The sequence below is a fragment of the Pseudomonas sp. AK106 genome (assembly GCF_053903055.1).
In genome coordinates, this window is the sequence record NZ_CP096426.1 from 1,675,750 (window position 1) to 1,692,834 (window position 17,085).

A 17,085-nucleotide genomic window follows, 5' to 3' on the forward strand; every position below is an offset into this window, starting at 1 on the left:
AGTCATGAGTTCAGCTCTGTCCATCCGGCAGCTAACCAAGACCTACGGCAACGGTTTCCAGGCCCTCAAGGGCATTGATCTGGACGTCGCCGAGGGTGATTTCTTCGCATTGCTCGGCCCCAATGGCGCCGGCAAATCCACCACCATCGGGATCATGTCGACGCTGGTCAACAAAACCAGCGGCACCGTGAACATCTTCGGCCACGACCTTGATCGCAACCCGGCGCAGCTCAAGCGCTCGATCGGCGTGGTGCCGCAGGAATTCAATTTTAATCAGTTCGAGAAGACCTTCGACATTGTCGTGACCCAGGCGGGCTACTACGGCATTCCGCCGAAGATCGCCAAGGAACGCGCCGAGCAGTACCTGACCCAGCTGGGTTTGTGGGACAAGCGCGACTCGCCGTCACGTTCGTTGTCCGGCGGCATGAAGCGCCGTCTGATGATCGCTCGCGCGTTGATCCACGAGCCGCGTCTGTTGATCCTCGACGAGCCTACTGCGGGCGTTGATATCGAGCTGCGCCGTTCGATGTGGACTTTCCTCACCGAGCTGAACGAGAAGGGCATCACCATCATCCTCACTACGCATTACCTGGAGGAGGCTGAGCAGCTGTGCCGCAACATCGGCATCATCGACCACGGCACGATCATCGAAAACACCAGCATGAAGACGCTGCTCAACAAGCTGCACGTCGAGACCTTCCTGCTGGACCTTCGCGACCCGCTGCAGGCCGCGCCTCAGCTCAATGGCTACCCGGTGAAGCGGGTGGATAACCAGACACTTGAGGTGCAGGTCGACAAGACCATCGGCATCACGTCGCTGTTTAGCCAGCTGTCGCTGCAGAACATTCAGGTGTTGAGCCTGCGCAATAAAACCAATCGCCTTGAGGAGCTGTTCGTGGGTCTGGTCGAGAAGAATCTGGCGAAGGTGGCGATATGAGCTCGGAGCTGCGCCCCAACCTGATCGCCCTGAACACCATCGTTTATCGTGAGGTCCGGCGCTTCATGCGGATCTGGCCGCAGACCCTGCTGCCGCCGGCGATCACCATGGTTCTGTACTTCGTGATCTTCGGCAACCTGATCGGCCGGCAGATCGGCGACATGGGTGGCTTCACCTACATGCAGTACATCGTGCCCGGGCTGATCATGATGTCGGTGATCACCAACTCCTACGGCAATGTGGTCTCGAGCTTCTTCGGCGCCAAGTTCCAACGTTCGGTTGAAGAGTTGATGGTTTCGCCGGTGTCGCCCCACACCATCCTGATCGGTTACACCATCGGCGGCGTGCTGCGCGGGCTGGCGGTGGGGGTGATCGTCACCATGCTGTCGATGTTCTTCACCGATCTGCAGGTGCACCACCTGGGCATCACGATCATTGTGGTGCTGCTGACCGCGACGATCTTCTCGCTGCTGGGCTTCATCAACGCCGTGTTTGCGCGCAATTTCGATGATATTTCCATCATCCCGACTTTTGTGCTGACGCCGTTGACCTATCTGGGCGGGGTGTTCTACTCGATCAACCTGCTGCCGCCGTTCTGGCAGACCGTGTCGCTGGCCAACCCGGTGCTGCACATGGTCAACGCCTTCCGCTTCGGCATTCTCGGTGTGTCGGACATCAAGATCAGCATCGCCCTGGCGTTCATGGTCGTCGCGACCATCGTGCTGTACCTGGGCTGCGCGCGGCTGCTGGTGAGCGGACGCGGGATGCGTCAGTAACTCGCCGCATACTGTGGGAGTGGGCATTTCACTCCCACATGGTGAGTTCCAATGTGGGAGCAAGCTCACTCCCAGATGTTTTGTTGTGTCCTTGCTATCGGCGTTTAGCCTTGCGACGCCGCCACTGCCGTCCGACCCACCAGCGCCAATACGCCATCGTCCCGAAATACCCCGCCACGCCCAGCACAATCCCTGCCACTACCGATCCCAGCAAAAACGGCTGCCACAAGGTCGACAGCTGTCCGCTGATCCAGTCCCAACTCAGTTCGTCCGGGAAATGCCGCGGCGGCAAGCCCATCAACAGCGCGCCGATTTTATAGGTGCAATAGAACACCGGCGGCATCGTCAGCGGGTTGGTCAGCCAGCAGAGACTGACAGCGATCGGCATGTTGGCACGCACCCAGATCGCCAGCACAGCGGCCAGCAGCATCTGCAACGGCATCGGCATCAAGGCGGCGAACATCCCGATCCCCATTGCGCGCGCCACGGAGTGTCGATTGAGGTGCCAGAGGTTGGGGTCGTGCAGAAGAGCGCCAAGAAAGCGTAAGGATTTGTGTTCCCGGATGCTGTTCGGATCGGGCATGTACCGCTTGATCAGGTGGCGTGGCATACGGGAATCCGGCGAGGTGGGCGGGAAATTCGGGGAAGTATGCACGGATAGTCGCAAACGCAAATTCAGACTTTGTGACAATTAATAAACGCGAGGGCCGGGGCATCAGCTAAGCCATGGAAGTCGATTTCGCCCGCAGACAAGGAAAGCCCATGCGCACAGGGATGCTCGCGCTTGCACTCGGATTGCTGACGTTGCGTTTTTTGCCCGCATTACCGCCGGTCTGGTTGCTGCTGCTGATGCCCGTGGTCGCGCTGATGCTGCTGCCGTTTCGCACCTACCCCCTGGCGTTTTACCTGTTCGGCCTGACGTGGGCCTGTGTGTCGGCCTCGTCCGCGCTGGACGATCGGCTGGCCGAGCGCCTCGACGGGCAGACACTTTGGCTGGAAGGACGCGTCGTCGGCCTGCCCCAGACCCTCGACGGCGTGGTGCGGTTTCAGCTGGAGGATCCGGTTTCACGGCGCGCGCGGCTGCCGGAGCAGATCCGCGTTGGCTGGTACGGCGGTCCGCCGATCAGCAGCGGCGAGCGCTGGCGTCTGGCCGTCAAACTCAAGCGGCCGGGCGGGCTGGTCAATCCCGGCGCGTTTGATTACCAGGCGTGGCTGCTGGCCCAGCGTATTGGCGCCACCGGCACCGTGGTGGACGGCCAGCTGCTTGAGCCGGCGCGGGACAACTGGCGCGACGGGATTCGCCAGCGCCTGCTCAGTGTGGATGCCCAGGGCCGACAGGGCGGGTTGGCCGCCCTGGTGTTGGGCGACGATTCCGGACTGAGCGCCGCCGACTGGCAGGTCCTGCAGGACACCGGCACCGTTCACCTATTGGTCATTTCCGGGACGCACATCGGCTTACTCGCCGGTTTGCTTTACGGCCTCGTCGCAGGACTGGCTCGATGGGGCGTATGGCCGCCGTTTCTGCCCTGGCTGCCCTCGGCGTGCATCGCGGCGTTCGCGGGGGCGCTGGCGTACGGCGTGCTGGCAGGCTTTGAAGTGCCGGCCCAGCGGGCCGTCATCATGCTGGGTCTGGTGCTGCTGTGGCGTCTGCGCTTCCGTCATCTGGGCACCACGTGGCCGCTGTTGCTGGCGCTGAATCTGGTGCTGATCGCCGAGCCGCTCATCACGCTACGCCCCGGCTTTTGGCTGTCGTTTCTGGCAGTGGGTATCTTGATGCTGATTTTCAGCGGGCGACTCGGGCGGTGGAGCTGGTTGCAGAGCTGGACCCGCGCACAATGGCTGATCGCGTTGGGCCTGTTGCCGGTGCTGCTGGCGCTGAGCCTGCCGGTGAGCGTGAGCGGCCCGGTCGTCAATCTGCTCGCGGTGCCGTGGGTGAGCGTGCTGATTTTGCCCCTGGCGTTGCTCGGTACGCTGCTGCTGGCGATTCCGCCACTGGGGGAAAGCCTGCTGTGGCTGGCAGGCGGCGCAATGGACGGGCTGTTTCGCTGGCTGACGTTCATGGCCGGTCTCGCTCCCGCCTGGACAGGTCCGCAGGTGCCGATGTGGGTCTGGCCGCTGAGCCTGCTCGGCGCTTTGCTGCTGTTGCTGCCCAAAGGCCTGCCGATGCGCCCGTTGGGCTGGCCCCTGCTGTTGCTGTGCCTCTTCCCGCCGCAGAAAACCGTGCCCGTCGGGCAAGTCGACGTGCTGCAGCTGGACGTGGGGCAGGGCCTCGCCATTCTACTGCGTACCCGCGACCACGCATTGCTGTATGACGCGGGGCCGCGCTTCGGTGATTTCGATATCGGCGAGCGCGTGGTATTGCCGGCCATTCGGCGCGCCGGAATCAGACAGCTTGATACGCTGCTGCTCAGTCATGCCGATTCCGACCATGCCGGTGGTGCTGCCGCCGTTCGCAACGGCCTGCCGGTTGCACGTGTGCTGACGGGTGACGTAGGGCGCATGCCTGCCGAGTTGTCGGCCGAGTCCTGTCGTAACGGGGAAACATGGGCGTGGGATGAAGTCATTTTCTCCACCTGGATATGGGAGCAAGCCGCCGAAGGCAACCAGGCCTCCTGCGTGCTGAGCGTCGAGGCCAATGGCGAGCGGCTGTTGCTCACCGGAGATATCGACGTGGCGGCAGAACGCGCGATGCTCGACGACGGCTTCGACGTCAGCGCCCACTGGCTTCAGTCCCCTCACCACGGCAGCCGCAGTTCTTCGTCACGGGCGTTTCTGCGCGCGGTGGGTGCACGCGGTGTGCTGATTTCCCGAGGCCGCAATAATGCGTTCGGTCATCCCCATCCGCTGGTGATGTCGCGTTACGCGTGGTCCGCCATGGAGGTTCACGACAGTGCCGTGCTGGGTGCCATCACCTTGCAACTGGGCGCCTACGAAGACGCCCGGGCTGAACGCAGGACACGACGCTTCTGGCGTGACTGAAAGGGAGGGTTATTCATCGACACGTTCGGCGAGGCGCTGACGCTATGTTAGAGTGGCGCCACTTTTTTTCAGGGGGTGGTCGCTGTGTGGGAGCTGGTCAAATCAGGTGGCTGGATGATGCTACCGATCATTTTGAGTTCCATTGCCGCCGTCGGAATCATCATTGAACGCCTCTGGACCCTGCGCGCGAGCCGCATCACGCCTCCGCATTTGCTCGGTCAGGTGTGGCGCTGGATTCAGGACAAACAGCTGAGCGCCGAGAAGCTCAAGGAGCTGCGCGCCGACTCGCCGCTGGGTGAAATCCTCGCCGCCGGTCTGGCCAATTCCCGCCATGGTCGCGAGATCATGAAAGAGTGCATCGAGGAAGCCGCGGCCCGGGTCATTCACGAGCTGGAACGCTATCTGGCAACACTCGGCACCATCGCTGCCATGGCGCCGTTGCTGGGTCTGCTGGGGACGGTGCTCGGCATGATCGACATCTTCAGCTCGTTCACCAGCAGCGGCATGACCGGTAACGCCGGTATGCTCGCCGGCGGTATTGCCAAGGCGCTGATCTGCACGGCCTCGGGCCTGACCGTTGCGATTCCCGCCATCTTCTTTCACCGCTATCTGCAAAGCCGCGTCGATGAGCTGGTGGTCGGCATGGAACAGGAAGCCATCAAGCTGGTGGAAGTCGTGCAGGGCGATCGTGACGTCGACCTCACCGACGCCAAGCCGGACCTCAAGGCTGCCGCGCGTGGCGAGGGCAAGAAGAAGTGAAATTCCGCCGTCGCAAGCCCAGGGAGACCATCGACATCAATCTGGTGTCGCTGATCGACGTGGTGTTCATCCTGCTGCTGTTCTTCGTCGTGACCACTACGTTCACCCGGGAAACTCAGCTGCGCGTCGACCTGCCCCAGGCGGTGACAGGCGCTTCAGCCGATGACGTCGACAAAAAACACCTCGACATCACCATCAACGCCGATGGCGTTTATTCGGTGAACAACACGCTGCTGGGCGACAGCAAGCTGGAAACCCTCATCGATGCCCTGCAAAAGGAATCCGAGGGCGACACCAGTCTGCCGCTGTCGATCAGCGCTGACGGCAAGACCCCCCATCAGGCGGTGATTACCGCCATGGATGCCGCCGGCAAACTCGGTTTCGCTCATTTGCGCATGACCACGATTGAGGCCGCATCGGCTAACTGATGGCATTCACCGACCGACTGCTCGACGCCTGGTACAACGGCCATCCGGCGCTGGTGCTGCTGCGCCCGCTCGAATGCCTGTACCGGCGCGTGGTGAACCGCAAACGCGCGCGTTTTCTCGCCGGGCAGGGCAGCATTTACAAAGCGCCTGTTCCGGTCGTGGTCGTCGGCAATATCACCATTGGCGGCACCGGCAAGACGCCGCTGATTCTGTGGATGATCGACCATTGCCGGGCCCGCGGGCTGCGCGTCGGTGTGGTCAGTCGCGGTTACGGCGCTAAACCGCCAAGCCTGCCTTGGCGCGTGCTGCCGCAACAGGCCGCTGCGCACGCGGGCGATGAACCGCTGCTGATCGTCAATCGCACTGGCGTGCCGCTGATGATCGACCCGGACCGCTCGCAGGCCGTGCGCGCCTTGCTGGCTGAAGAGCCCCTCGATCTCATTCTCTCGGACGACGGCCTGCAGCACTATCGCCTGAACCGCGACCTCGAACTGGTGCTGATCGATGCCGTCCGCGGCCTTGGCAATCGCCGTTGCCTGCCGGCGGGCCCGCTGCGCGAACCGGTCGAGCGGCTGCAGAGCGTGGATGCGCTGCTGTACAACGGCGCGGGCGTGGATCGTGATGACGGCTTCGGGTTTCAGCTCAAGCCCTCGGCGCTGGTCAACCTGGTCAGCGGTGAACGCCGGCCGGTCGATCATTTCCCGCCGGGGCAGCAGGTCCACGCGGTGGCCGGTATCGGTAATCCGCAACGTTTCTTCAACACCCTCGAAGGACTACACTGGCGGCCTGTTCCACATGCGTTCGCCGACCACGCCGTGTTCAGCGCCCAGGCCCTGTCGTTTACCCCGGCATTGCCCGTGGTCATGACCGAGAAGGACGCCGTCAAATGCGCGTCCTTTGCTGCGTCGGACTGGTGGTACCTGGCCGTGGAAGCCGTGCCTTCGCCGGCGTTCGTCAGTTGGTTTGATTCGCAGTTAACCCGTCTTTTGCCATGACTCGCTCAGGATCTCTTATGGACACCAAATTGCTCGACATTCTTGCCTGCCCGATCTGCAAGGGTCCGCTCAAGCTCAGCGCCGACAAAACCGAGCTGATCAGCAAAGGCGCCGGCCTTGCCTACCCGATCCGCGACGGCATCCCGGTGATGCTGGAAAGCGAAGCGCGCACCCTCACCACCGACGAGCGTCTGGACAAATGACCGCAGCGTTTACCGTTGTCATTCCGGCGCGCTACGGCTCCAGTCGCTTTCCGGGCAAGCCGCTGAAAACCATCGCCGGCAAGCCGATGATCCAGCACGTCTGGGAACAGGCGCGCAAAAGCAGCGCAGAGCGTGTCGTGGTTGCCACTGACGATCAGCGAATCGTCGAGGCCTGCCAGGCGTTCGGCGCCGAAGTACTGATGACACGCGACGACCACAATTCCGGGACCGATCGCCTGGCTGAAGTCGCCGCCCAGCTGGGTCTGGCCGACGACGCCATCGTGGTCAACGTTCAGGGCGATGAACCGATGATCCCGCCGGCCGTGATCGATCAGGTTGCCGACAACCTCGCCGCACACCCTGAAGCGCGCATGTCGACCCTCGCCGAGCCGATCGAGGACGTGGCATCGCTGTTCAATCCCAACGTGGTCAAGGTCTGCTCGGACCTCAACGGCCTGGCCCTGACCTTCAGCCGCGCGCCGCTGCCCTGGGCTCGCGATGCGCTGGCGAAGTCCCGCGACGTACTGCCGGAAGGCGTGCCGTACCGCCGTCACATCGGCATCTATGCCTACCGCGCCGGGTTCCTCCACGATTTCGTCAGCTGGGGTCCTTGCTGGCTGGAAAACACCGAAAACCTGGAGCAATTGCGTGCGCTCTGGCATGGCGTGCGCATCCATGTGGCCGACGCCCTTGAAGCGCCACCGGCCGGCGTCGACACCGCTGAAGACCTGGAACGCGTTCGTCGTCTGCTGGAGGTGTGATGAGCATGGGTCTGGTCGTTCTTCCACTGTTTTCGCGGATGCACCCATGACGCTGAATGTGCAGCACGACGTGCCACTCAAGCCTTACAACACGTTCGGCGTGGCGGTGCGCGCCCGGCGTTTTGCCGAGGCGTTCAGCGACGACGACGTGCGCGAGGCCTTGGCGTATTCGTCTGGCCACGACGTGCCGCTGATGGTCATTGGCGGTGGCAGTAACCTGCTGCTGACCCGTGATGTCGACGCCCTCGTGTTGCGCATGGCCAACCGTGGCATCCGCATCACCCATGAGGACTGCGGCGGCGCCATTGTTGAAGCGGAGGCGGGCGAGCCCTGGCATCCTTTCGTGCTGGACACCCTCGCCAAGGGGCTGGCCGGGCTGGAAAACCTCAGCCTGATCCCCGGCACCGTCGGCGCTGCACCGATGCAAAACATCGGCGCTTACGGCGTTGAGCTCAAGGATGTTTTCCACAGCCTGACCGCGATGGATCGACACAGCGGCGAGCTGCGGGAATTTACCCTGGCTGACTGCGAATTCGGTTATCGAGACAGCCTGTTCAAGCGTCAGCCAAACCGTTGGCTGATCCTGCGGGTTCGCTTCAAGCTCAGCTATTCTGCGAGTCTGCATCTGGACTACGGTCCGGTGCGGCAGCGGCTGGAAGAGCAGGGCATCAAAGAACCTTCGCCGATGCACGTGAGCCGGGCGATCTGCGCCATTCGCAGCGAAAAACTGCCGGACCCCGCGACGCTGGGCAATGCGGGGAGCTTCTTTAAGAACCCGCTGGTGTCCGCTGAGCAGGTTGCCGTGATCAAACTCACGCACCCTGGCGTGGTCGGCTACCCTCAGGCCGATGGCCAGGTAAAGCTGGCGGCCGGCTGGTTGATCGAGCAGGCGGGCTGGAAAGGCTTTCGTGACGGCGACGCCGGCGTCCATGCGTTGCAGTCTCTGGTGCTGGTCAACTATGGCGAAGCATCCGGCGGACAGTTGCTCGGCCTCGCGCAGCGGATTCAGGCGGACATTCTGGAGCGCTTCGGTGTTGCGCTGGAAATGGAACCCAACCTTTATTGACCGGCTGCGTCGTCTTCCGGTCTGAGCGCCACTTCGCCTGTACTCAGTGAGGGTTGAGCATGAGTGAAACCCTGTGTGCCATCGTGCTGGCAGCGGGTCTCGGCAGCCGCTACCGAGCGGTTGCCGGTCAGCACCGCAACAAGCTGCTGGCGCAATGCCTCGGGCGTGACGGCACGGAGCGTTCGGTGCTGGAGCAGGTGCTGGTCAACGTCAGCGCCCTTGCCGATAAAACCGTCCTGCTGACCCGAGCCGATTACTGCAGTGTGGCCGAGTTGGGCCTGCGCCATGGCTATGAAGTGGTGGTGCTGGATTCCCCCGGCATGGGCGACAGCATCGCCGCTGCCGTTTCCGCCGAGCCGGCCCATCGCGGCTGGTTGATTGCCTTGGGCGACATGCCCTTCATTCATGCTGACACACTCGAACGCGTGGCCCGCTCGGTGGAAGACGACGCCATCAGCGTGCCGGTCCATGCCGGACGGTATGGGCATCCCGTCGCCTTTGGTCGTGCGTTCGGGCCAGCGCTCATGGCACTGGCCGGGGAGAAGGGCGCCAAGCGGCTTTTCCAGGGTGCGCGCATCAAGGAAATCGAGGTCGACGACCCGGGTGTGTTATGGGATGTGGACGTGCCTGCGGTGTTGACCTTTCAACCGCGGTGATCTCAACCCGGCCGAACCGCCCTCCATGCCGCGGTCCTGACCGTCAAGCACAAAAAAGCCCCACCTGCTCACACCGGTGGGGCTATTTGGTCACGGCCGATTAAACGAGCGGTTTAGGCTCATCCGAGGCTTGCGCCTCTTTCTGCTGACGCTCGGCTTCCAGACGACGGCGGCGCACTTCACGAGGATCGTTCGGTGCACGGCCATTGCTGGCAACCGGCAGCGCAGGCGCCTCTTCAGCGACAGGTTCTGCAACCGGCGCCTGAGGAGGTTCGACCGCCACTGGCGCGGCGACGATCTCCGGTGCCGCGGTCTGAGCAGCTGCTTCGACGGCTGGCGCAATGACCGGTTCAGCGACCACTGGCTGCTGAGCAACGGGCTCGACGGCTTTCGGCGCTTCGATTTCCGGCGCCTTGGCGTGCTCTGGCTCTGCGGCCTGAGCCGGTTCAGTAATCTGAACAAGCTCAGGTGCCTTGGCAGGCTCGGCAGCCTGAACAGGCTCAGCCGCTTTGACAGGCTCAACGACGTGAACCGGCTCAGCGACGGCTACCTCAACCGCCTCATGCTCCAGCGCAGGAGTTGGCATAAACGCAGGGGCTTCCACAACCGCTGGCGCTTCAACAGCGACCGGGATCTCGGCACTGGCTGGCGCGTCGGTCGACTCGGCTTCAGCGGCTGCTTTCACCTGACGCTCGAACGGGCTCAACGAGGCGTCGAAGGTTGCCACTTCCACTTCCGGCATCACCGAACGCTTGGCTTCAGGCGCAGGGGTTTCGACAACCGGCGCTTCAGGCGCTGCTTCGGAGACCTGAGCGACAGGTGCCGCTTCAGTTGCGCTGGCTTCAACGGGCGTGTTCGCACGTTCAGCCTGGCGGTGGGCATCGGCTTCGGCGGTGGCGCTGATGACGCGCTCCGCTACAGCAGCAACGCTTGCACTGGCGGCAACGTTGCCACGGTCAGCGTTCGCGTGCACTTCGTCACGGGATTCATGACCCGGCTCGCTGCCTTCGCCGTGGAGTGCTTCAGAACCTTCCGAACCCTCAACGCCTTCGCTGCCTTCGATTTCATTACCGTTGGCATCACGTTGACGCTCGCGACGGTTGCTGCGACGACGCTGACCGCGTGAACGACGACGAGGGCGATCGCCTTCGGCGTGCTCCTGGTTGTCATCCTGTTGCTCTTCGGTGGTCAGCAGGGTTTCGTCTTCGGCAGCCACTGCAGCCTGCTCGTTCCGTGGTTGACGCTCTTCACGGGGTGCACGCGGCTGACGCTCTTCACGCGGGGCGCGCTCAGGGCGTTCTTCGCGGGGCAGGTTGACAGCCGGTGCTGCATCGATCGGCTCACGCAGTTCACGCACACGCTCTTCACGCGGCTTGCGGTCTTCACGCCCGGCACGTGGCTGACGCTCTTCGCGAGGAGCACGGGCTGCACGCTCTTCGCGCGGTGCAGTGGTTTCGTCACGGGCTTCACGCGGCTCGCGCGCTGCACGCTCTTCACGAGGCGCGCGCTCCTCACGTGGGGAACGTTCTTCACGGGGTGCGCGTTCTTCGCGATCGGCACGCGGCGCACGTTCTTCACGCGGCTTGCGTTCTTCGTCACGACGGCCGTTACGGCTGCGGCTCTGCTGACGGCCGTTACGGCGCTCGTCGTTGCGCGCAGGGCGCTCGGCAGCCGGTTTTTCGACCACGGCGGCAGGCGCAGGAGCAGGCTCTTCCTTGGAAGCGAACAGGCTGACCAGCGATTTCACCAGACCCTTGAACAGGCTTGGCTCATGGGCGACCGGTGCAGGCGCAGCGGCAACCGGCGCAGCGGCTTCAACCGGAACCGGTGCGTTGGCGCGGGCCGGTGCGGTTTTGACTGCGGCTTCCTGGCGAACCAGGGTGCGGGTAGCGGCGGCAGGCGGTGCAACTTCTTCCACTTCAGCAGCAGCGGCAGCGATTTCATAGCTGGTCTGCAGGCTGTGCGCTTCCGGACTGTCATCACGCAGACGCTGCACTTCGAAGTGCGGAGTTTCGAGATGATCGTTCGGCAGAATGATGATGCGCGCGCGGGTACGCAGTTCGATTTTGGTGATCGAGTTGCGCTTTTCGTTGAGCAGGAACGCAGCAACCGGGATCGGCACTTGAGCGCGCACTTCGGCAGTGCGGTCCTTCAGCGCTTCTTCTTCGATCAGGCGCAGGATGGCCAGCGACAGCGATTCAACGTCACGGATGATGCCGGTACCGTTGCAGCGCGGGCAGACAATGCCGCTGCTCTCGCCCAGGGAGGGGCGCAGACGCTGACGGGACATTTCCAGCAGGCCGAAGCGCGAGATGCGACCGACCTGAACGCGGGCACGATCGGCCTCCAGGCTTTCACGGACCTTTTCTTCCACGGCGCGCTGGTTCTTGGCCGGGGTCATGTCGATGAAGTCGATGACGATCAGGCCGCCGATGTCACGCAGACGCAGTTGACGGGCGATTTCCTCAGCCGCTTCAAGGTTGGTCTGCAGGGCGGTCTCTTCGATGTCGCTGCCTTTGGTGGCGCGCGCCGAGTTGATGTCGATGGACACCAGGGCTTCGGTTGGATCGATGACGATGGACCCACCGGACGGCAGTTCGACGACGCGCTGGAACGCGGTTTCGATCTGGCTTTCGATCTGGAAACGGTTGAACAGCGGGACGCTGTCTTCGTAGAGCTTGATTTTGCTGGCGTACTGCGGCATCACCTGACGGATGAACGTCAGCGCTTCTTCCTGGGCTTCGACGCTGTCGATCAGCACTTCGCCGATATCCTGGCGCAGATAGTCGCGGATGGCGCGGATGATGACGTTGCTTTCCTGATAGATCAGGAACGGCGCGGAGCGGTCGAGGGAAGCCTCTTTGATCGCGGTCCACAGCTGCAGCAGGTAATCGAGGTCCCACTGCATTTCTTCGCTGCTGCGGCCAAGGCCGGCAGTACGAACGATCAGACCCATGTCGGCAGGGGCGATCAGGCCGTTCAGCGCTTCACGCAGTTCGTTGCGCTCTTCGCCTTCGATACGACGGGAAATGCCGCCGGCGCGCGGGTTGTTCGGCATCAGGACCAGGTAACGGCCTGCGAGGCTGATGAACGTGGTCAGGGCTGCGCCCTTGTTGCCACGTTCTTCTTTCTCGACCTGAACGATGACTTCCTGGCCTTCGCTCAGGACGTCCTTGATGTTGACGCGGCCTTCAGGCGACTTCTTGAAGTATTCGCGGGAGATTTCTTTCAGCGGCAGAAAGCCGTGACGCTCGGAGCCGAAGTCGACAAACGCGGCTTCAAGGCTGGGTTCGATACGCGTGATCCGGCCTTTATAGATGTTGGCCTTCTTCTGTTCGCGGGCCCCGGATTCGATGTCCAGGTCGTAGAGGCGCTGGCCGTCTACCAGCGCAACACGCAACTCTTCGGGTTGAGTTGCGTTAATCAGCATTCTTTTCATGTAGTACCGTCGGTTTCCGGGCTGCCGGAAACGGCGTTCGGCACACACGACTTCTCACGGTCGGTGTCAGGGCACGTCAGGAGTGTTTGAACACTCCAGTGTCTAACGAGGTTCGGCCAGCGGGGCCGAGTCGCGACGACGTTCCTGCTTGCTGTGGTGACAAATGACACCCTGTCAGCAAAAGCTTTGTCAGGAGGAGGAATCAACCATCGGTAGCGGACGATATGAAGCGTCTTGAATAAAGCCTTGTGCTACACAGTCCGACGGTTGTGCGTCTCCACCCCACACGTATCCCTGATAATTCGGGTGCTGCCGCGCGCTGAATCCGCAGCGGGTTGCATTTATCGCAAGCTTCCATGGGAAGTTCGCGCGTCATGGCTCAAATAAGGCGTGGTTTCCGAAGCATTCGCCCGGTGCGACTGCCAGCGACTGCACTTTGTGAACTGGCCTTGAACGTGGGCCTCGATGGCGAGTGACTCACTCTGCGATCGGGCTTGTTTCAGGCCTCATGTCACCTGCGCTCGTTACGCTTGCATATCTTCCGTTGTCACCGAAAGCCCCGTAGGACGGCCTCGCGCCCTCGTGAATTGCGTTGGGCAGGGCCGGCTGTCATACCGTTTGTCCGCTGTCCAGGCCGCTTTTGGCGGCGTTCGCGACTATAGCAGCAATCATTAAGTGCTTCAAATCCATAAAAAATTGTTATGATTTGCGCCATGACAAATCTCACCCCCCCAACCCCCGGCGTCCGGCTGGTAGAGGTTGCGCCGGAATTTGCCGGTCAACGCATCGATAACTTTCTGATCACGTACCTCAAGGGCGTTCCCAAGACCTTGATTTACCGCATTTTGCGCAAGGGCGAAGTGCGTGTGAACAAGGGGCGGATCAAGCCCGAGTACAAGCTTCAGGCCGGCGATGTCGTGCGCGTGCCACCCGTTCGCGTGCCTGAGCGCGACGAGCCTGTGCCGGTTGCCCAGGGTCTGCTGCAGCGCCTCGAGGCCGCCATTGTCCACGAAGACAAAGGCCTGATCGTCCTCAACAAGCCTGCTGGCATCGCGGTTCACGGCGGCAGCGGCTTGAGTTTTGGCGTTATCGAAGCCTTCCGTCAGCTGCGGCCCGATGCCAAGGAGCTGGAGCTGGTCCACCGTCTGGACCGTGACACCTCCGGGCTGCTGATGATCGCCAAGAAACGCAGCATGTTGCGTCACCTCCATGAGCAGTTGCGCGGCGACGGCGTGGACAAGCGCTACATGGCGCTGGTCCGCGGAAACTGGCCGACCGCCCAGAAGCAGGTCCGTGCGCCGTTGCTCAAGAGCAACCTTCGCTCTGGCGAGCGCATGGTCGAGGTCAATGATGAAGGCAAGGAGGCGCTGACCCTGTTCAAGGTGCTGCGTCGCTTCGGAGACTTCGCCACCATGGTCGAAGCCCGGCCCATCACTGGCCGTACCCACCAGATTCGCGTTCACGCTTTGCATGCAGGCCACTGTATTGCCGGTGACCCCAAATACGGTGACGAGGATTTCAGTCGCGAAATCCGTGACCTCGGCGGCAAGCGCCTGTTTCTGCATGCGTATGCCCTGACGGTGCCGCTGCCCGATGGCGGCGAGCTGAAGCTCGAAGCGCCCGTCGACGAGATGTGGGCCAAGACCGTGGAGCGACTGCTGCTTGCGCCCTGATTACGAACTGCTGATCTTCGACTGGGACGGCACACTGTCCGATTCCGTCGGTCGTATCGTCGATTCGATGCAGGCCGCCGCGCGCCTTGCCGGTCGTCCGGTGCGTGATGATGACGCAATCAAGGGCATCATCGGACTGGGTTTGCCGGAGGCGATACGCACGCTGTACCCGGACATCACCGACAGCGACCTGATCGTTTTCCGCCAGCACTACGCTGACGGTTACATGGCCATGGACGTTGAGCCTTCGAAGCTGTTCGACGGGGTGCGTGAGTCGCTGGAGGTGTTTCGTGCCGAGGGCTATCGCCTCGCGGTCGCCACAGGCAAGGCCCGGCGTGGTCTGGATCGGGTCCTCAAGGCCCACGGCTGGCTCGACTTCTTCGACGCCACGCGCGCAGCGGACGAAACGGCCAGCAAGCCCGATCCGCTGATGCTCAATGAAATCCTGCAGCATTGCGGCGTCAGGCCCGAAAGGGCGCTGATGGTTGGCGATGCTTCGTTCGATCTGCTCATGGCGCGCAACGCCGGGATGGATTCGGTGGCGGTTGGGTATGGCGCGCAAGCGCTTGGCTCGCTGCTTCAATACCGGCCGCGTCTGGCGATCGAACACTTTTCCGAATTGCGCACCTGGTTGGGTGCGCGGACTGCTGAAACTTCGTTGTTGGGGTAACTGATCTATGTCGGACGAATGGAAATCTCCGTCTTCGCCAGAGCGCGACGACGCAGGGGATGCAAAGAGCTGGAAACTGCTGGAAAAGACCCTGCTCGCCAGCGTGCAGGAGCAGCGTCGGTCGCGGCGCTGGGGGATTTTCTTCAAATCCCTGACCTTTCTTTATCTGTTCGGCGCGCTGGCGTTGTTCTCGCCGCTGATGGATTTCGGCAAGGGCGCTTCACGCAGCACCAGCCACACCGCGCTGATCGAAGTGAAGGGCATGATCGCCGACACCGAGGCCGCCAGTGCCGACAATATCGTTGGCAGCCTGCGGGCCGCGTTCGAAGACGAAAAAACCAAGGGCGTGATTCTGCGCATCAACAGCCCGGGCGGCAGTCCGGTGCAGTCCGGCTACATCTACGATGAAATCCGCCGTCTGCGTGCGCAGAAGCCGAACATCAAGGTATATGCGGTGATCACTGATCTCGGCGCGTCTGGTGCGTATTACATCGCCAGCGCCGCCGACCAGATCTACGCGGACAAGGCCAGTCTGGTGGGCTCGATCGGTGTCACGGCGGCCGGTTTCGGTTTTGTCGGCACGATGGAGAAGCTGGGTGTTGACCGTCGTACCTACACCTCGGGCGAGCACAAGGCCTTCCTTGACCCGTTCCAGCCGCCGAAGCCTGACGAGACCGCTTTCTGGCAGGGTGTCCTGGACACCACCCACAACCAGTTCATCGCCAGCGTAAAAGCGGGTCGCGGTGATCGCCTGAAAGACAAAGACCATCCGGAGCTGTTCTCGGGCCTGGTCTGGACCGGTGAGCAGGCAGTCGGCCTGGGGCTGGTCGATGGTCTTGGCAGTGCCAGCTATGTGGCGCGCGACATCATTGGCGAGAAAGAGATGGTCGATTACACGGTTAAAGAGTCGCCATTCGATCGCTTCTCGAAAAAGATGGGCGCCAGCGTCGCTGAGCAGATCGCGATGTGGGCAGGCTTCAAAGGGCCGTCCCTGCGCTGATCGCTACAGTGTTGATGTGATGAAAAGCCCGGCCATTGGTCGGGCTTTTCGCATCTATTTTTTATCGAGGTCAGGGCAGCTCGATGCCTTCGTTCATCAGCATGTCCACCAGGCGTATTAAAGGAAGGCCTATCAGACTGGTCGCATCCGGGCCTTCGGTTCTGCGGAAAAGGCTGACGCCCAGTCCCTCGGCCTTGAAGCTGCCTGCGCAATCGTAGGGTTGCTCGGCGTGGAGGTAACGGCTGATGCGGGCGTCGTCCAGCTGGCGCATGTGCACGGTGAAAGGCACGCAATCAACCTGGCACTCACCCGTACGGCTGTTGAAGAGCGCAAGGCCGGTGAGGAAGCTGACGCTGTTGCCGCTGCTCGCCTTCAGCTGTGCCAGCGCGCGGTCGAACGTGTGCGGCTTGCCGAGGATCTGCTCGCCTAGCACGGCCACCTGGTCTGAACCGATAATCAGGTGGTCGGGGAATTGCTCAGCGAGTGCCATGGCTTTCTCGCGTGCCAGGCGAATCACGAGGTCGATTGCCGGCTCGTCTGGCCGAAGGTTTTCATCGATGTCGGGCGACGCGCAGACGAATGGCAACCGCAGGCGATTCAGCAATTCGCGGCGGTAGGGCGAGCTGGAAGCAAGGAGTAGAGGCAGCATGGGTGTCTCCGTAACATGAAAGTCGAGTGTAATCAGCGGCTCAGGTTGCGAACAGGCCTGAATTTCCTTTGACAGTCGCAAGGGTCGTCCCTAG

At 62.3% G+C, this 17,085-nt stretch carries 16 protein-coding genes; 13 read left to right on the forward strand and 3 right to left on the reverse strand.

Translation table 11 applies throughout. The annotated features are described in order from the left end of the window. Positions 1–4 precede the first annotated feature (4 nt). Together M1E04_RS07670 and M1E04_RS07675 are read left to right on the forward strand one after the other, a co-directional pair. Positions 5–937 (forward strand): ABC transporter ATP-binding protein, encoded by a 933-nt coding sequence (locus M1E04_RS07670; RefSeq protein ID WP_065993102.1) that lies wholly within the window; start codon positions 5–7, stop codon positions 935–937. Then, complete coding sequence (locus M1E04_RS07675; protein ID WP_065993104.1) at positions 934–1,713, forward strand: ABC transporter permease; 780 nt, start codon at positions 934–936, stop codon at positions 1,711–1,713. Before M1E04_RS07670 ends, M1E04_RS07675 begins: the two co-directional genes overlap by 4 nt. 94 nt (positions 1,714–1,807) lie before the next feature. Here M1E04_RS07675 and M1E04_RS07680 read toward each other — a convergent pair whose 3' ends face one another. Next, positions 1,808–2,323, reverse strand: a complete 516-nt coding sequence (locus M1E04_RS07680) for a DUF2062 domain-containing protein (RefSeq protein ID WP_456292699.1) — start codon at positions 2,321–2,323, stop codon at positions 1,808–1,810. Between the two features lie 152 nt (positions 2,324–2,475). Between M1E04_RS07680 and M1E04_RS07685 the strand changes: the two genes are divergently transcribed. The 8 genes from M1E04_RS07685 to M1E04_RS07720 all read left to right on the forward strand — a co-directional run bounded on the left by M1E04_RS07685 (position 2,476) and on the right by M1E04_RS07720 (position 9,560). Continuing rightward, on the forward strand, positions 2,476–4,692 hold the full coding sequence (locus tag M1E04_RS07685; RefSeq protein WP_456292700.1) for a DNA internalization-related competence protein ComEC/Rec2: 2,217 nt from the start codon (positions 2,476–2,478) through the stop codon (positions 4,690–4,692). An 84-nt stretch (positions 4,693–4,776) separates the two neighbouring features. Continuing rightward, the gene (locus tag M1E04_RS07690; protein ID WP_192133675.1) at positions 4,777–5,451 is read left to right on the forward strand and encodes a MotA/TolQ/ExbB proton channel family protein; all 675 of its coding nucleotides are present in this window, start codon (positions 4,777–4,779) and stop codon (positions 5,449–5,451) included. After that, the gene (locus M1E04_RS07695; RefSeq protein WP_192133673.1) at positions 5,448–5,879 is read left to right on the forward strand and encodes a biopolymer transporter ExbD; all 432 of its coding nucleotides are present in this window, start codon (positions 5,448–5,450) and stop codon (positions 5,877–5,879) included. The genes M1E04_RS07690 and M1E04_RS07695 overlap by 4 nt, the downstream gene beginning before the upstream one ends. Further along, complete coding sequence (gene lpxK / locus M1E04_RS07700; RefSeq protein WP_296309463.1) at positions 5,879–6,874, forward strand: tetraacyldisaccharide 4'-kinase; 996 nt, start codon at positions 5,879–5,881, stop codon at positions 6,872–6,874. Before M1E04_RS07695 ends, lpxK begins: the two co-directional genes overlap by 1 nt. Before the next feature lie 17 nt (positions 6,875–6,891). Then, positions 6,892–7,077, forward strand: coding sequence for a Trm112 family protein (locus M1E04_RS07705; protein WP_003174668.1), 186 nt, complete (start codon positions 6,892–6,894; stop codon positions 7,075–7,077). Continuing rightward, the gene (gene kdsB, locus M1E04_RS07710) at positions 7,074–7,838 is read left to right on the forward strand and encodes a 3-deoxy-manno-octulosonate cytidylyltransferase (protein WP_192133670.1); all 765 of its coding nucleotides are present in this window, start codon (positions 7,074–7,076) and stop codon (positions 7,836–7,838) included. Before M1E04_RS07705 ends, kdsB begins: the two co-directional genes overlap by 4 nt. Before the next feature lie 46 nt (positions 7,839–7,884). Beyond that, positions 7,885–8,904 carry a UDP-N-acetylmuramate dehydrogenase gene (gene murB / locus M1E04_RS07715; protein ID WP_192133668.1) on the forward strand — a complete coding sequence of 340 codons (1,020 nt, stop codon included), beginning with the start codon at positions 7,885–7,887 and terminating at the stop codon, positions 8,902–8,904. Positions 8,905–8,963: 59 nt separating this feature from the next. Next, the gene (locus tag M1E04_RS07720) at positions 8,964–9,560 is read left to right on the forward strand and encodes a nucleotidyltransferase family protein (RefSeq protein WP_192133665.1); all 597 of its coding nucleotides are present in this window, start codon (positions 8,964–8,966) and stop codon (positions 9,558–9,560) included. Between the two features lie 100 nt (positions 9,561–9,660). Here M1E04_RS07720 and rne read toward each other — a convergent pair whose 3' ends face one another. After that, positions 9,661–12,999, reverse strand: coding sequence for a ribonuclease E (gene rne / locus M1E04_RS07725; protein ID WP_456292701.1), 3,339 nt, complete (start codon positions 12,997–12,999; stop codon positions 9,661–9,663). 713 nt (positions 13,000–13,712) lie between these two features. Between rne and rluC the strand changes: the two genes are divergently transcribed. Genes rluC through sppA form a run of 3 tightly spaced genes read left to right on the forward strand, consistent with a single transcriptional unit; the run spans position 13,713 to position 16,342 of the window. Beyond that, positions 13,713–14,672 carry a 23S rRNA pseudouridine(955/2504/2580) synthase RluC gene (rluC, locus tag M1E04_RS07730; RefSeq protein ID WP_065993118.1) on the forward strand — a complete coding sequence of 320 codons (960 nt, stop codon included), beginning with the start codon at positions 13,713–13,715 and terminating at the stop codon, positions 14,670–14,672. Continuing rightward, positions 14,662–15,342, forward strand: a complete 681-nt coding sequence (locus M1E04_RS07735) for an HAD-IIIA family hydrolase (protein WP_065993119.1) — start codon at positions 14,662–14,664, stop codon at positions 15,340–15,342. Before rluC ends, M1E04_RS07735 begins: the two co-directional genes overlap by 11 nt. 7 nt (positions 15,343–15,349) lie before the next feature. Then, on the forward strand, positions 15,350–16,342 hold the full coding sequence (gene sppA / locus M1E04_RS07740) for a signal peptide peptidase SppA (protein ID WP_065993120.1): 993 nt from the start codon (positions 15,350–15,352) through the stop codon (positions 16,340–16,342). A 70-nt stretch (positions 16,343–16,412) separates the two neighbouring features. Here the strand turns inward: sppA and M1E04_RS07745 are convergent, their stop codons facing one another. Beyond that, positions 16,413–16,991 (reverse strand): Maf family protein, encoded by a 579-nt coding sequence (locus tag M1E04_RS07745; protein WP_456292702.1) that lies wholly within the window; start codon positions 16,989–16,991, stop codon positions 16,413–16,415. Between the last annotated feature and the right edge of the window lie 94 nt (positions 16,992–17,085).

Coding starts and splice junctions, on each gene's coding strand:
- M1E04_RS07670 (WP_065993102.1), top strand. CDS start 5: ATGAGTTCAGCTCTGTCCATCCGGCAGCTAACCAAGACCTACGGCAAC.
- M1E04_RS07675 (WP_065993104.1), top strand. CDS start 934: ATGAGCTCGGAGCTGCGCCCCAACCTGATCGCCCTGAACACCATCGTT.
- M1E04_RS07680 (WP_456292699.1), bottom strand. CDS start 2,323: ATGCCACGCCACCTGATCAAGCGGTACATGCCCGATCCGAACAGCATC.
- M1E04_RS07685 (WP_456292700.1), top strand. CDS start 2,476: ATGCGCACAGGGATGCTCGCGCTTGCACTCGGATTGCTGACGTTGCGT.
- lpxK (WP_296309463.1), top strand. CDS start 5,879: ATGGCATTCACCGACCGACTGCTCGACGCCTGGTACAACGGCCATCCG.
- M1E04_RS07705 (WP_003174668.1), top strand. CDS start 6,892: ATGGACACCAAATTGCTCGACATTCTTGCCTGCCCGATCTGCAAGGGT.
- kdsB (WP_192133670.1), top strand. CDS start 7,074: ATGACCGCAGCGTTTACCGTTGTCATTCCGGCGCGCTACGGCTCCAGT.
- murB (WP_192133668.1), top strand. CDS start 7,885: ATGACGCTGAATGTGCAGCACGACGTGCCACTCAAGCCTTACAACACG.
- M1E04_RS07720 (WP_192133665.1), top strand. CDS start 8,964: ATGAGTGAAACCCTGTGTGCCATCGTGCTGGCAGCGGGTCTCGGCAGC.
- rne (WP_456292701.1), bottom strand. CDS start 12,999: ATGAAAAGAATGCTGATTAACGCAACTCAACCCGAAGAGTTGCGTGTT.
- rluC (WP_065993118.1), top strand. CDS start 13,713: ATGACAAATCTCACCCCCCCAACCCCCGGCGTCCGGCTGGTAGAGGTT.
- sppA (WP_065993120.1), top strand. CDS start 15,350: ATGTCGGACGAATGGAAATCTCCGTCTTCGCCAGAGCGCGACGACGCA.
- M1E04_RS07745 (WP_456292702.1), bottom strand. CDS start 16,991: ATGCTGCCTCTACTCCTTGCTTCCAGCTCGCCCTACCGCCGCGAATTG.